Genomic DNA, 13,709 nt, shown 5'->3' with positions numbered 1-13,709 from the left:
CAAGCAAAAAGCTCCTGAACGGATCGGACGTTTTTTGGTTCTTTTTTTCAAAAAAGAACGACGGACCTTGTGATAGCATCCCTGGCATGTCCCATGCCGATTTCGTCCATCTTCGTGTCCATTCCGCCTATTCGTTGAGCCAGGGGGCGATTCGGGTGCCGGATATCGCCGGGCTGGCGAAGGATATGCGGATGCCGGCGGTGGCGATCACCGATACCGGCAATCTGTTCGGGGCGCTGGAATTTTCGCAATATTGCTCGGGCAAGGGGGTGCAGCCGATCATTGGCTGCCAGATCGGCCTGCCGCCGCGCGGGGACAAGCCCGGCCTGCCGGCCGAGCCAGTGGTGCTGCTGGCGCAGGATGATATTGGGCTGATGAACCTGCAATATCTGTCCTCGCAGGGGTTTTTGCAGGGCGATACCGCCGAGCCGACCGTGACGCTGGAGACGCTGTGTGCGCGTGCCGAAGGGCTGATCCTGCTGACCGGCGGGACGCGGGGGCCGCTGTTTCGCCTGTTGGCCGACGGGCAGCAGGCGGAGGCGGCGCGGTGGCTGGAAACGGTGCGCGAGGCGTTTGGCGACCGGCTGGCGGTGGAGTTGCATCGCCATGGTCTGCCGGTCGAGCAGGCGGTGGAGCCGGGGATGATCGCGCTGGCCGACCGGCTGGGCCTGCCGCTGGTGGCGACCAATGAATGTTTCTTTCCCGATCCGGGGATGTACGAGGCGCATGATGCGCTGCTGTGCATCGCGCAGGGCCGCACGATCGCGGAGCGAGACCGCTGGCGGGTGACGCCGGAACATTGGTTCAAGCCGCCTGGGATGATGCGCGAACTGTTCGCCGACCTGCCGGAGGCCTGCGACAACACGCTGGCGATCGCCCGGCGCTGCGCGGTGCGGGTGGAGACGCGCAAGCCGCTGCTGCCGGTGTGCCCCAAGGTGCAGCCGGGGGCGACCGAGGAGGAGACGCTGCGGGCGATGGCGGCCGAGGGGCTGGAGCATCGCCTGGCGCGCATGGTGATGGATGACGCGACGCGGCAGGTCTATCGCGAGCGGCTGACCTTCGAACTCGACATCATCGCGAAGATGGGCTTCCCCGGTTATTTCATGATCGTGGCCGACTTTATCCAGTGGGCGAAGGCGCATGACATTCCGGTAGGGCCGGGGCGCGGATCGGGCGCGGGCTCGCTGGCCGCCTGGGCGCTGACGATCACCGATATCGATCCGATTCCCTTCAACCTGCTGTTCGAGCGGTTTTTGAACCCCGAGCGCGTGTCGATGCCGGATTTCGATATCGATTTCTGTCAGGATCGACGGGACGAGGTGATCCGCTACGTGCGCGGGGAGTATGGTCCCGACCGGGTGGCGCAGATCATCACCTTTGGAAAATTACAGGCGCGGGCGGCGGTGCGCGACGTGGGCCGCGTGCTGGGCCTGCCGTTCGGCATGGTCAACAAGGTCGCGGAACTGATTCCGAACAACCCGGCCAAGCCCGTGACCCTGAAGCAGGCGATCGAGGGCGAGCCGCGCTTGCAGGAGATGCGCGACGACGACGAGGCGATCCGCCGGCTGCTGGAGATCGGCCAGCAGCTTGAGGGGCTGTATCGCCATGCCAGCACGCATGCCGCCGGCGTGGTGATCGGGGACCGCCAGTTGGTCGAACTGGTGCCGCTGTATCGCGACCCCAAGAGCGACATGCTGGTGACGCAGTACAACATGAAGTTCGTCGAGCAGGCGGGGCTGGTGAAGTTCGACTTCCTGGGTCTGACCACACTGACCATTCTTCAGCGGGCGGTGCAGTTTCTCAAGGGGCTGGGCGAAACGGTGGAGTTGTCCGCCCTGCCGCTGGACGACGCGTTGACCTACGAGATGCTGGCGCGCGGCGACACGGGCGGCGTGTTCCAGTTCGAAGGCGCTGGCATGCGCGACGTTCTGAAGCAGATGCGCCCGACGCGGCTGGAGGATCTGATCGCCGCGGTGGCGCTCTATCGGCCGGGGCCGATGGCCAATATCCCCGATTACTGTCGCCGCAAGCATGGCGAGGCGTGGGAGCCGCCGCACGAGGAGATCCGGTCGATCCTGGAAGAGACCTACGGCATCATGGTCTATCAGGAGCAGGTGATGCAGATCGCCCAGAAGATGGCGGGCTACAGCCTGGGCGGTGCCGACCTGCTGCGTCGCGCCATGGGCAAGAAGATCCGCGCGGAGATGGACACGCAGCGCGAGATCTTTACCGAAGGCGCGGTGAGACGCGGCATCGACCGGGAGAAGGCGGTCGAGGTCTTCGACCTGATGGCCAAGTTCGCGGATTACGGCTTCAATAAATCCCATGCCGCCGCCTATGCGCTGGTATCGTACCAGACGGCGTGGATGAAGGCGAACCATCCGGTGGCCTTCCTGGCGGCGTGCATGTCGCTGGCGCGGGAAAAGACCGACAAGCTGGCGGCGTTGCGCCAGGAGGCCGAGCGGCTGGGGATTCCGGTGCTGCCGCCCGATATCAATGCGTCGGGCGCGGATTTTACCGTCGAGCGTCTAGGGGATGGGCGGCTGGGCATTCGCTATGCGCTGGCGGCCGTGAAGAAGGTCGGGTTTTCGGCGATGGAGGCGCTGGTGGCGTCGCGGGGCGGGCGGCCGTTCGCCGATCTGGCCGATCTGGCGGCGCGGGTCGATCCGCGCCAGTTGAACAAGATGCAGGTCGAGAACCTGGCCAAGGCGGGGGCCTTCGACACCATGACCCCCAACCGGCATCTGGTCGCGGCGGCGGCGGAAACCGTGCTGCGCCGGGCGAACGCGCAGGCGGAGGAAGCGGCCAGCGGGCAGATCGGCCTGTTCGGCGGTGGCGGCGCGGCGGCGGCGGCCGAGCCCCTGCGGCTGCCCGACGTGGCGGACTGGCCGGAATTCGAGCGGCTGGGGATGGAAGCCGAGGCGATCGGCTTTCATCTGACCGCGCATCCGCTGGATTCCTACGGGCCGTTGCTGCGCCGGCTGGGCGCGGTTCGGGCGACGGGGCTGGAGGCGGCGGCGCAGGCCGGGGTGACGCGGGTGAAGATCGCCGGGTGCGTGGTGGACCGCAAGGAACGGCCCACGCGGACCGGCAGCAAGATGGCGTGGGTTCGCCTGTCGGATTCCAGCGGCGGGTGCGAGGTCACGCTGTTTTCCGAGGTGCTCTCGCGCACCCGCGAGATCCTGACCGCCGGCACGGCGATCCTGGTGACGGCGGATCTGCGTCTGGATGGCGAGGCGCTGCGCATCACCGCCAGCGACGTGGTATCGCTGGAGCAGGCGGCGGCGGATGCGGCGGCGGAACTGCGTATCTGGTTCGATCGTGAGGAGGCGGTGTCGCCGATCTATGACATCCTGGCCGACAGCCGGGGCGGGCGGGGCCGCGTGATCCTGCTGCCGTCGGTGGCGGAGACGCGGGATGTCGAGGTGACGCTGCGCGGTGCCTATCGCGTGACGCCGCGCATGGCGCAGGCGATCCGGGCCGTGGCGGGGGTCGCGCGCGTCGAGCAGGGATGACAGGCTGGCCGACATGCGGCGGTTTTCCGCCCCGCCGCGCTTGCAATATGCGGCGAAAATGGCCATAGGACGCCCGTCGGTGGAAATACCGGCAATTCGCACGCGAGGCTGTTCCTCTGGTGTCCCCTTGCGGGACCGGGGCCTCGCGGAGGACCAACCAGAAGACCAAGGATACAGCCGCCATGGCTATGCCCGATTTCACCATGCGCCAACTGCTGGAAGCCGGCGTCCATTTCGGACACCATACCCGCCGCTGGAACCCCCGTATGGCGCCGTTCCTGTTCGGTGTGCGCAACCAGGTCCATATCATCGACCTCCAGCAGACCGTCCCGATGCTGGACCGCGCCCTGAAGGCGATCCGTGACACCGTCGCCGGTGGTGGCCGCGTGCTGTTCGTCGGCACCAAGCGCGCCGCCGCCGACCAGATCGCCGAAGCCGCGAAGCGGTCCGGCCAGTATTACGTCAACCATCGCTGGCTGGGCGGCATGCTGACGAACTGGAAGACCATCACCGGTTCGATCAAGCGCCTGCGCCAGATCGACGACATGCTGGGCGGGGACACGCACGGCCTGACGAAAAAGGAAATCCTGGACATCACCCGCAATCGCGAGAAGCTGGAGCGGTCGCTGGGTGGCATCAAGGAGATGGGCGGCCTGCCCGACATCCTGTTCGTGATCGACACCAACAAGGAGAAGCTGGCGGTCGAGGAAGCCAACAAGCTGGGCATTCCGGTCGTGGCGATCCTGGACAGCAATTCCGACCCGCGCGGCGTGACCTATCCGATCCCGGGCAATGACGACGCCATCCGCGCCATCGCCCTGTATTGCGAGCTGGTGTCGGGCGCGGTGCTGGATGGTATTTCGGCCGAGCTGGGTGCGTCGGGCCAGGATTTCGGCGCCGCCGAGGAACTGCCGATCGACACGGCCGCCGAAGTGGCGGCCGCGGAAGTCGAGGCCGCTCCGGCGGTCTGATCCCGGCGGGTCGCCTGGAAGGACCCCGGCCCCTGCGGGGCGGGGTCTTGTTGAAGATGAAAGCGCGGGCGCGTCCGGCCTCGAGGCAGGACGCGCCCCTGCCTTGAGGAGAGACGGATATGGCGGAGATTACCGCGGCTCTGGTGAAGGAACTTCGTGAGAAGACCGGCGCCGGCATGATGGATTGCAAGAAGGCCCTGAACGAGGCCGCCGGCGAGATCGAGGCGGCCATCGACTGGCTGCGCAAGAAGGGCCTGGCCGCCGCGGCGAAGAAGTCGGGCCGCGTCACGGCCGAAGGTCTGGTCGCCGTGGCCGCGGCCCCGAACCGTGCCGCCATCGTCGAAGTGAATGCCGAGACCGATTTCGTCGCCCGGAACGAGAGTTTCCAGGGCTTTGTCGAGGCCGTGGCGAAGGCCGCGCTGGTCGCCGGCGAAGACCTGGAGAAGATCAAGGCAGTCGTGCTGGACAGCGGCCGCACGGTCGCCGAGGAACTGACGCACCTGATCGCGACCATCGGCGAGAACATGTCGATCCGCCGCGCCCGCGTGCTGAGCGTGCCGTCGGGCGTCGTGGCCAGCTACATCCATTCGGCCGTGCGTCCGGGCCTGGGCAAGATCGGCGTCCTGGCCGCCATCGAGGCGCCGTCGGAGAGCGAGGCGCTGGAGACGCTGGGCCGCCAGATCGGCATGCATGTCGCCGCGACCCGCCCGGCCGCGCTGGATATCGACAGTGTCGATCCGGCGTCGCTGGAGCGTGAGCGCGCGGTGCTGGTCGAGCAGGCACGGGCGTCGGGCAAGCCCGAGGCGATCATCGACAAGATGGTCGAGGGCCGGATCCGCAAGTTCTACGAGGAAGTCGTTCTCCTGGAGCAGGTGTGGGTGCATGACGGCGAGAGCCGTGTGCGCAAGATCGTCGAGAAGGCGGGCGCCAAGCTGGCCGGCTTCGAGCGCTTCCAGCTCGGTGAGGGAATCGAGAAGGAAGAGAACGACTTCGCCGCCGAAGTCGCGAAGGCGGCCGGCGGCTGATTTGCGCCGGGCATAGGGCATGAACGGGGCGGGGCCTTCCTGATGGAATGGGAGGCGCCCGCCCTTGTGCTGTCTGCCGCCCCCTATGGCGAGAGCAGCGCCATCATTCATCTGCTGACCGAGGAGCATGGGCTGTTCCACGGCCTGTCGCGCGGCGGGGCCGCGCGCGCCGGGCGGGCGTTGTGGCAGCCCGGCAATCTGGTCCGGGCCGTGTGGCGCGGGCGTTTGCCCGAGCAACTGGGCAATCTGTCCGGCGAACTGGTGCATGGGTCCGCGGCGCGCGTGATGTCCGCCCCACTGGCGCTGGCCATGCTGGCCTCGGTCTGTGCCGTGGCCGATGGCAGCCTGCCGGAGCGCGAGCCGCATCCGCGCATCTTCGATTTGCTGACCCGTTTCTTTGCCCTGATCAGCCTGGACCCGGAAATGGCGGCGTGGAACGGCATGGCCGCGCTGCTGCGGTGGGAGGCCAGTCTGCTGGCCGACCTGGGCTATGGCCTCGATCTGTCGGCCTGTGCGGTGACCGGGGCGACGGAGGGGCTGGCGTGGGTGTCGCCCCGCACGGGGCGCGCCGTCAGCGATTCGGGGGCGGGGACGTGGCGGCCGCGCCTGCTGCGGCTGCCTGGCCTGTTCCTGGACGAGTCCGATCCCGGCACGCGTGCCGACTGGCGGGACGGATTGCGGCTGACCGGGCATTTCCTGGCGCGCGATGCCTTTGGCCAGCATCATCGGCCGTTGCCGGCGGCGCGGCTGCGGCTGGCGGACATGATCGGAGCGGAGCCGGACTGAGCGCGGCTGGCACCGCCATCCGCGTGATGGACAAATCCTGCATTTTCTCTATCTGTTCCTCCGGACAGGAGGAGTGCGCATGTCAGTGGAAACCAGTGGCCATATCGAGGAGACCCCCCTCGCGGACGCGTTGAGCGTGCGCTATCTGGCCTATGCGATGTCCACCATCATGTCGCGGTCGCTGCCCGATGTGCGCGACGGGCTGAAGCCGGTGCATCGGCGGATGATCTTTGCGATGCGGCAATTGCGCCTGGACCCGACATCGGGGTTCAAGAAATGCGCCCGCGTCGTGGGTGACGTCATCGGTAAATATCATCCCCATGGCGATGCCTCGGTCTATGAGGCGCTGGTCCGGCTGGCGCAGGATTTCGCCGTGCGCTACCCGCTGGTCGAGGGGCAGGGGAATTTCGGCTCGATCGACGGCGATAACGCTGCGGCGATGCGCTACACCGAGGCCCGGATGACCGAGGTCGCGCGGGCGCTGTTGCAGGGGATCGACGAGGACGCGGTCGATTTCCGCCCGACCTATGATGGCGAGGAAGAGGAGCCGGTGGTGCTGCCGGCGGCCTTTCCCAACCTGCTAGCCAATGGCGCGGCGGGGATCGCGGTCGGCATGGCCACCAACATTCCGCCCCATAATGTGGGCGAGATCTGCGACGCGGCGATGCTGCTGGTGCGCAAGCCCGACTCCAGCGTCGCCGATCTGCTGGCCCTGATGCCGGGCCCGGATTTTCCGACCGGCGGCGTGATCGTCGAGGATCGCGAGACGCTGGTGCAGGCGTACGAGACCGGGCGCGGCAGCATGCGCATTCGCGCGCGGTGGGCCGTCGAGCAGGGCCGGTTCGGCACCTGGCAGATCGTGGTGACGGAAATTCCGTACCAGGTGCAGAAATCGCGCCTGATCGAGTTGATCGCCGACCTGATGGAGCAGAAGAAGCTGCCGCTTCTGGGCGATATCCGCGACGAGAGTACTACCGACATCCGCCTGGTGCTGGAGCCGAAGACGCGCAGCGTCGAGCCCGAGGTGCTGATGGAGACGTTGTTCCGCGCCACGCCGCTGGAGAGCCGGTTCGGCCTGAACATGAACGTGCTGGGGGCCGACCGGGTGCCGGGCGTGCGCGATCTGCGACAGGTGCTGCAAGCCTGGCTGGATCATCGGCACGAGGTGCTGGAACGGCGCAGCCGCCACCGGTTGCAGGCGGTGGACCGCAGGCTGGAGATCCTGGAAGGGTTCCTGGCGGTTTATCTGAATCTCGACGAGGTGATTCGGATCATTCGCGAGGAGGACGATGCGAAGGCCGGGCTGATGGCCGCGTTCTCGCTGAGCGAGTTGCAGGCGGATTCGATCCTGAACATGCGCCTGCGCAGCCTGCGCCGGCTGGAGGAGATCGAGATCCGCAAGGATCATGCCGACCTGACCGCCGAGCGTGCCGGGCTGAATGCCCTGCTGGCGAGCGACGCCCTGCGCTGGAAGACGATCACCGGGGAGATCAGGGAGATCCGCAAGGCCTTCGGGAGCGGTGCGTTGGGCGCGCGGCGGACCGAACTGGCGGCCCCGCCGCGCGCGATCGATGTGTCGGTGGTCGAGGCCGTGGAGCGCGAGCCGTTGACCATGATCCTGTCGGCCAACGGGTGGGTGAAGACCGTCAAGGGCCATGCGGTCGACCCGGGAGCGCAGAAATTCAAGGAAGGCGACAGGTTCCGCCTGGCGGTCGAATGCCAGTCCACCGATCGGCTGTGCTTCTTTGCCACCGATGGGCGGGCCTTTACGGTGCGGGCGGCCGATCTGCCGCGTGGCCGGGGCGACGGCCAGCCGATCCGCCTGCTGGCCGACCTGTCGAACGACGAGGACGTGGTGGCGGTGTTTCCGGTGCGCGAGGGCGCGCGGCATCTGCTGGCCTCCAGTTCCGGGCGTGGCCTGCTGGTGCGTGACGAGGACATGGTGGCGGAGAAGCGGACCGGGCGGCAGGTGCTGAACCTGAAAGACGACGAGAGCGCGCGGATCTGCCTGCCGGTCGAAGGCGACCATGTGGTGGTGTTGGGCCGGAATCACCGCATGCTGGTCTTTCCTGTGGCGCAATTGCCGGAAATGGCGCGGGGACTGGGCGTGGCCTTGCAGAAATACAAGGATGGCGGGCTGCTGGATGCGTGCATCCTGTCCTCGACGGGCGGGGTGGCATGGCCCGACCCGGCGCGGGTGCGTGCCTTCGCCGAGTTTCGCGAGTATCTGGGCAAGCGGGCCGATGTCGGCCGCGCGGCCCCGGCCTGGGCGACCCGGAAGCCCAAGCCGAAGGCTTAGGTCGGGTGGGGGGCCGGCCCCCGTTCCTAGTCCGGGAGGCCGGCCGGGAAACGGGTCGCGTTGCTGCCGTCGGCGGGCAGGTTGCCCAGGTCGAGGGGCCCCCACGTGCCGTGGTGGAGGATTTCCGCCGGGTGGAAGCGGGATTTGTAGGCCATCTTGGCGCTGTCGCGGATCCAGTAGCCAAGGTAGAGATAGGGCAGGCCCAGGCGGCCGGCATGGGCGATCAGGTGCATGATGGCGTAGGACCCCAGCGAACGGCTTTCCATGCCGGGGTCGTAGAAGCTGTAGACCGCCGACAATCCGTCATCCAGCCGGTCGATCAGGCTGACGCAGACCAGTTGGTCTTCCTGGTTGCGGAATTCGACCATCGCCGTATCGACCGGCGTATCCTCGATCATGGCGCGGTAATCGTAGAAATTCATCGCCGCCATGTCGCCTTCCGCGTGGCGGGCGAACTGGTAGCGCTGGAACAGGACGAATTGCTCGGTGGTGGCATGGGCCGGGACCTCGAACCCCTCGATCGTCGCGTTGCGGCGCAGGGTGCGGCGCTGCGTGCGGTCCGGGCTGAAGGTGGCGACCGGGATCCGGATCGGCACGCACGCGTTGCACGACGGACAGACCGGCGCATAGGCGATGGTATGGCTGCGCCTGAATCCGGCGCGGGACAGGCGGTTATGCAGCCGCTCGGCGTCCGGGCCGCCGATGTCGGTCACGACCTTGCGTTCCATGCGGCCGGAAATATAGGGGCACGGCATGGGAGCGGTCGTGTAGAAAAGCTGCGGACGACGCGGCGATGTGTAGGTCATACGCCTCCTCGACAGGCTTCGGCGGCCCCGGACACGTACCCTGGAACGTCGCGAGGCAGCGGTTCAGCCCGATGCTAACGGCAAAGCGGACGCCTTGCATCACAAACCGCGCCGGACATGACGATTTTTGACCTGCCGACGGTCAGCCGTCGCGCAGGCGGCGCGCGGCCTCCACGGCGAAATAGGTCAGCACGCCGCTGGCGCCGGCGCGGCGGAAGGCCAGCAGGCTTTCCAGCATCGTGCGCTCCGGGTCCAGCCAGCCATTTTCCATCGCGGCGGTCAGCATCGCGTATTCGCCCGACACCTGGTAGGCGAAGGTCGGCACCGCGAAACGGTCGTGGACGCGGCGGATGATGTCCAGATAGGGCATGCCCGGCTTGACCATCACCATGTCCGCGCCCTCGGCCAGGTCCAGCGCCACCTCGCGCAGGGCCTCGTCGCTGTTGGCCGGGTCCATCTGATAGGTCTTCTTGTCGCCTTTCAGCAGGCCGCCCGAGCCCAGGGCGTCGCGGAACGGGCCGTAGAACGCGCTGGCATATTTGGCGGCGTAGGACATGATCCTCGTGTCGAGCAGACCCTGGGCATCGAGGTCGCGGCGAATAGCGCCGATGCGACCGTCCATCATGTCGGACGGAGCGATGATGTCGATGCCCGCCGCCGCCTGATTGACCGCCTGTCGCGACAGGACCGCGACGGATGCGTCATTGACCACGTAGCCGTCCTGGATCAGCCCGTCATGGCCGTGGTCGGTGTAGGGGTCCAGCGCCACGTCGCCGATCAGGCCGATTTCAGGAAATTCGCGCTTCAGCAGCCGGGCGGCGCGGCACATCAGATTGTCCGGATTGACAGCCTCGGACCCTTTTTCGTCCCGCGCGGAGGTGGGGGTGATCGGGAACAGGGCGAGGGCCGGAATGTCCAGCTTCGCCGCCGGTTCGACATGGGCGGCCAGCCGGTCCAGCGTCACGCGGCGGACGCCGGGCATCGACGCCACGTCGGTCTGGCTGTCGGTGCCTTCCATGACGAAGATCGGCCAGATCAGATTGTCGACCGTCAGTTTCGTCTCGGCGACCAGGCGGCGGGTGAACGGGTCCTGGCGGTTGCGGCGCAGGCGGGTGGTGGGAAACTGGCCGAGCGTCATGGTTGCGGTCTCCGGAAATGACCGCTTCATTATGGAACGCGTTCACCGGGGTGGCCAGATGCGTGGGCGCCGGGGGGCTATGCCCCGGCGCCCCGCCGCCGGTCAGCTATCGGGGGCCAGGTGGCTGTTGCGCCGGCTGTAGCCGAAATAGATCACCATGCCGACGACCAGCCAGATCGCCAGTCGCACCCAGGTCAGCCCGTCCAGCGACAGCATGACCGCCATGCAGCAGACGATGCCGAGGAGGGGAATGACCGGGCCGCCCGGCACGCGGAAGCGGCGCTCCATGTCCGGGGCGCTGCGGCGGAGGAACATGACGCCGATGCAGACGATGACGAAGGCCAGCAATGTGCCGATGGAGGTCATGTGGGCGAGTTGGTCGATCGGCAGGAATGCCGACAGCGACCCGGTCAGGACCATGAACAGCAGGTTGGAATACCAGGGCGTGCGCCAGGTCGGGTGGATGGAGGCGAACAGGCGCGGCAGCAGGCCGTCGCGCGCCATGGCGTAGAAGACGCGGCTCTGTCCCAGCAGCAGCACCAGCAGGACCGAGGTGAAGCCGCAGATGATGCCGCATTTCACCGCCAGTTTCAGCCAGGCGAAGGGTGTCTGGTCGATGGCGGTGGCGACCGGTGCCGCGTCGCCCAGCATGTCCTTGTAATTTACCAGCCCGGTGAGCACGAGCGAGAACAGGACATAGGCGACGGTGCAGATCAGCAGGCTGCCCAGGATGCCGATCGGCATGTCGCGCCCGGGGTTGCGGGCCTCCTGCGCCGCGGTGGAGACGGCGTCGAAGCCGACATAGGCGAAGAAGATGGTGCCGGCCGCCCGCATGATGCCCGACAGGCCGAAATGGCCGAATGTGCCGGTATTGGCCGGGATGAAGGGCACGTAGTTCGCCGTCTTGATATACGGCACGCCGAACGCGATCACGGCGACGATGATCGCGAGCTTGACCACCACGATGACGGCGTTGACCCGCGCCGATTCGGAAACGCCGCGGATCAGCAGCGCCGAGACGACGCAGATGATGAAGGCCGCGGGCAGGTTCATCAGCCCCGCGACATGGCTGCCGTCGGGCAGCACCACGCTTTCGAAGGGCGACGCCAGCAATCGGGGCGGGAGGGAGATCCCCCAACTGCCGAGCAGGGACGCAACATAACGGGACCAACTGACCGACACGGCGGCGGCGCCGACCGCGTATTCCAGCACCAGGTCCCAGCCGATGATCCAGGCCACGACCTCGCCCAGCGCCATGTAGGCGTAGCTGTAGGCGCTGCCGGCGATGGGGATCATGCTGGCCAGCTCGCTGTAGCACAGTCCGGCGAAGCCGCAGGCGATCGCGGCGACGATATAGGACAGCACCACCGCCGGCCCCGCATTTTCCGACGCGGCGATGCCGGTCAGCGAGAACAGGCCGGCGCCTATGGTGCAGCCGATGCCCAGCGCGATCAGGCTGGCCGGGCCGAGGACCCGCCGCAGGCCCTGGCTGTCGGCGGGCATTTCGATTCGTTTGCGGCGGAGCAGGCTTGAACTGAAGCGAGTGGCGGGCGGCTGCGCCATGCAGGGCGTCTCCTGGAAAAGGGATGTCGGACGGAAGCAAACCGGGTCGCGGGGCGGCCGGCGGAGGACTGTCGGCTATTCGATGTGTGGCCTCGCTGGCTTGAAGACGCTAGAATGCGACAAATTGCAATGACGCGCGGGCGAGGGCCATTGGAACCGTTCCAGGGGCTGACGAAAGCGTTGCACGAACGTTTGGAGATTATAACGATGTCGGACCATTTGAGCCAGAGCGGGTTGCAATCCTATTTCCGTGCCCCTCTTTCCGAGCGGGACCCGTTGGTGGCCGGGATGATCGCGGGTGAGCTGGAACGTCAGCGTGACGGGATCGAGCTGATCGCCAGCGAGAACATGGTCTCGCAGGCGGTGCTGGAAGCCCAGGGCAGCGTCCTGACCAACAAATATGCCGAAGGCTATCCCGGCCGGCGTTATTACGGCGGCTGCGTCGAGGTGGACAAGGTCGAATCCCTGGCGATCGAGCGCGTGAAGGCGATGTTCGGCGCCGAATTCGCCAATGTGCAGCCGCATTCCGGCGCCAATGCCAACCAGGCGGCCTTCATGGCGCTGGTCAGCCCCGGCGATACCATCCTGGGCATGAGCCTGGCCGCCGGCGGTCACCTGACGCACGGGGCCGCGCCGAATTATTCCGGCAAATGGTTCCGCGCGGTGCAGTACGGCGTCCGGCGGGACGATGGCCTGCTGGATTACGAGGAGATGGAGCGCCTGGCCCGCGCCGAGCGGCCGAAGCTGATCGTGGCGGGGGGCTCGGCCTATCCTCGCGTGATCGATTTCGCGCGCTTCCGCGCCATCGCGGACGAGGTCGGGGCGTATCTGATGGTCGACATGGCCCATTTCGCGGGATTGGTGGCGGCCGGGCTGTATCCCTCGCCGGTGCAGTACGCGCACGTCACCACCAGCACCACGCACAAGACGCTGCGCGGCCCGCGTGGCGGGGTGATCCTGACCAACGACGCCGACCTGGCGAAGAAGATCAATTCGGCGGTGTTCCCCGGCTTGCAGGGCGGACCGCTGATGCATGTCATTGCGGCCAAGGCGGTGGCGTTCGGCGAGGCGTTGCAGCCGGAATTCCGCGCCTATCAGGAAGCGGTGGCGGCCAATGCCAAGGTGCTGGCCGAGACGCTGCTGGAATGTGGCTTCGACATCGTGACCGGCGGCACCGACAGCCATCTGCTGCTGGTCGACCTGCGCCCCAAGAAGGTGACTGGCCGCGCCGCCGAGCGCGCGCTGGAGCGCGCCGGGATCACGGCGAACAAGAATGCCGTGCCGTTCGATCCGGAGAAGCCGGCGGTGACGTCGGGGATTCGCCTGGGCAGCCCGGCCGCGACCGCGCGCGGGTTCGGGGTCGAGGAATTTCGGGCGATCGGGAAGATGATCGACGAAGTCCTGACCGCGCTGGCCGAGAAGGGGGAGGACGGCGCGAGCGCGGCCGAGCAGGCGGTGCATGAGAAAGTGAAGGCGCTCTGCGCCCGCTTCCCCATCTATCGCTAAGCCTTCTGCCGTAATGGAGTTGTGAACGCGCGCCGGGGGTGACCCGGCGCGCGTTTTTTTATTGAATTGAATGCCGGGCACCGCGATTCGGCACCTGTTT

9 protein-coding genes are annotated in these 13,709 nt (G+C 67.1%); 6 read left to right on the top strand and 3 right to left on the bottom strand.

Annotated elements, in window-relative coordinates:
• Window positions 1-86: 86 nt before the first annotated feature.
• The 5 genes from dnaE (at window position 87) to parC (ending at window position 8,596) form a co-directional block, all read left to right on the top strand.
• Window positions 87-3,515, top strand: coding sequence for a DNA polymerase III subunit alpha (dnaE, locus tag HLH48_RS18400; RefSeq protein WP_182998940.1), 3,429 nt, complete (start codon window positions 87-89; stop codon window positions 3,513-3,515).
• A 182-nt stretch (window positions 3,516-3,697) separates the two neighbouring features.
• A complete protein-coding gene (gene rpsB / locus HLH48_RS18395; protein WP_182998939.1) occupies window positions 3,698-4,486 on the top strand; it encodes a 30S ribosomal protein S2 in 789 nt (262 codons plus the stop codon).
• A gap of 119 nt (window positions 4,487-4,605) precedes the next feature.
• Window positions 4,606-5,511, top strand: coding sequence for a translation elongation factor Ts (tsf, locus tag HLH48_RS18390; protein ID WP_182998938.1), 906 nt, complete (start codon window positions 4,606-4,608; stop codon window positions 5,509-5,511).
• Between the two features lie 42 nt (window positions 5,512-5,553).
• Window positions 5,554-6,297 carry a DNA repair protein RecO gene (recO, locus tag HLH48_RS18385; protein WP_182998937.1) on the top strand — a complete coding sequence of 248 codons (744 nt, stop codon included), beginning with the start codon at window positions 5,554-5,556 and terminating at the stop codon, window positions 6,295-6,297.
• A 79-nt stretch (window positions 6,298-6,376) separates the two neighbouring features.
• A complete protein-coding gene (parC, locus tag HLH48_RS18380; protein WP_182998936.1) occupies window positions 6,377-8,596 on the top strand; it encodes a DNA topoisomerase IV subunit A in 2,220 nt (739 codons plus the stop codon).
• Window positions 8,597-8,622: 26 nt separating this feature from the next.
• On the opposite strand, the gene HLH48_RS18375 is transcribed toward parC, so the two are convergent.
• The 3 genes from HLH48_RS18375 to HLH48_RS18365 all read right to left on the bottom strand — a co-directional run bounded on the left by HLH48_RS18375 (window position 8,623) and on the right by HLH48_RS18365 (window position 12,043).
• The gene (locus tag HLH48_RS18375; RefSeq protein ID WP_182998935.1) at window positions 8,623-9,402 is read right to left on the bottom strand and encodes an arginyltransferase; all 780 of its coding nucleotides are present in this window, start codon (window positions 9,400-9,402) and stop codon (window positions 8,623-8,625) included.
• 142 nt (window positions 9,403-9,544) lie between these two features.
• Window positions 9,545-10,540, bottom strand: a complete 996-nt coding sequence (hemB, locus tag HLH48_RS18370; RefSeq protein ID WP_182998934.1) for a porphobilinogen synthase — start codon at window positions 10,538-10,540, stop codon at window positions 9,545-9,547.
• A gap of 102 nt (window positions 10,541-10,642) precedes the next feature.
• Entirely contained in the window at window positions 10,643-12,043 is a 1,401-nt protein-coding gene (locus HLH48_RS18365; protein ID WP_246387512.1) for an APC family permease, read from the bottom strand.
• Between the two features lie 267 nt (window positions 12,044-12,310).
• On the opposite strand from HLH48_RS18365, the gene glyA reads away from it, so the two are divergent.
• The gene (gene glyA, locus HLH48_RS18360; protein WP_182998932.1) at window positions 12,311-13,609 is read left to right on the top strand and encodes a serine hydroxymethyltransferase; all 1,299 of its coding nucleotides are present in this window, start codon (window positions 12,311-12,313) and stop codon (window positions 13,607-13,609) included.
• Window positions 13,610-13,709 lie beyond the last annotated feature (100 nt).

This window comes from Gluconacetobacter sacchari (genome assembly GCF_014174255.1).
In the GTDB taxonomy this organism is placed as follows: domain Bacteria; phylum Pseudomonadota; class Alphaproteobacteria; order Acetobacterales; family Acetobacteraceae; genus Gluconacetobacter; species Gluconacetobacter sacchari.
The sequence above is the reverse complement of the archived record's forward strand: the minus strand, read 5'-3'. Positions and strand labels throughout refer to the sequence as shown.

What these genes read in the sequence shown, in the direction of transcription:
- dnaE (WP_182998940.1), top strand. Translation starts at nt 87, where the DNA reads ATGTCCCATGCCGATTTCGTCCATCTTCGTGTCCATTCCGCCTATTCG.
- rpsB (WP_182998939.1), top strand. Translation starts at nt 3,698, where the DNA reads ATGGCTATGCCCGATTTCACCATGCGCCAACTGCTGGAAGCCGGCGTC.
- tsf (WP_182998938.1), top strand. Translation starts at nt 4,606, where the DNA reads ATGGCGGAGATTACCGCGGCTCTGGTGAAGGAACTTCGTGAGAAGACC.
- recO (WP_182998937.1), top strand. Translation starts at nt 5,554, where the DNA reads ATGGAATGGGAGGCGCCCGCCCTTGTGCTGTCTGCCGCCCCCTATGGC.
- parC (WP_182998936.1), top strand. Translation starts at nt 6,377, where the DNA reads ATGTCAGTGGAAACCAGTGGCCATATCGAGGAGACCCCCCTCGCGGAC.
- HLH48_RS18375 (WP_182998935.1), bottom strand. Translation starts at nt 9,402, where the DNA reads ATGACCTACACATCGCCGCGTCGTCCGCAGCTTTTCTACACGACCGCT.
- hemB (WP_182998934.1), bottom strand. Translation starts at nt 10,540, where the DNA reads ATGACGCTCGGCCAGTTTCCCACCACCCGCCTGCGCCGCAACCGCCAG.
- HLH48_RS18365 (WP_246387512.1), bottom strand. Translation starts at nt 12,043, where the DNA reads ATGCCCGCCGACAGCCAGGGCCTGCGGCGGGTCCTCGGCCCGGCCAGC.
- glyA (WP_182998932.1), top strand. Translation starts at nt 12,311, where the DNA reads ATGTCGGACCATTTGAGCCAGAGCGGGTTGCAATCCTATTTCCGTGCC.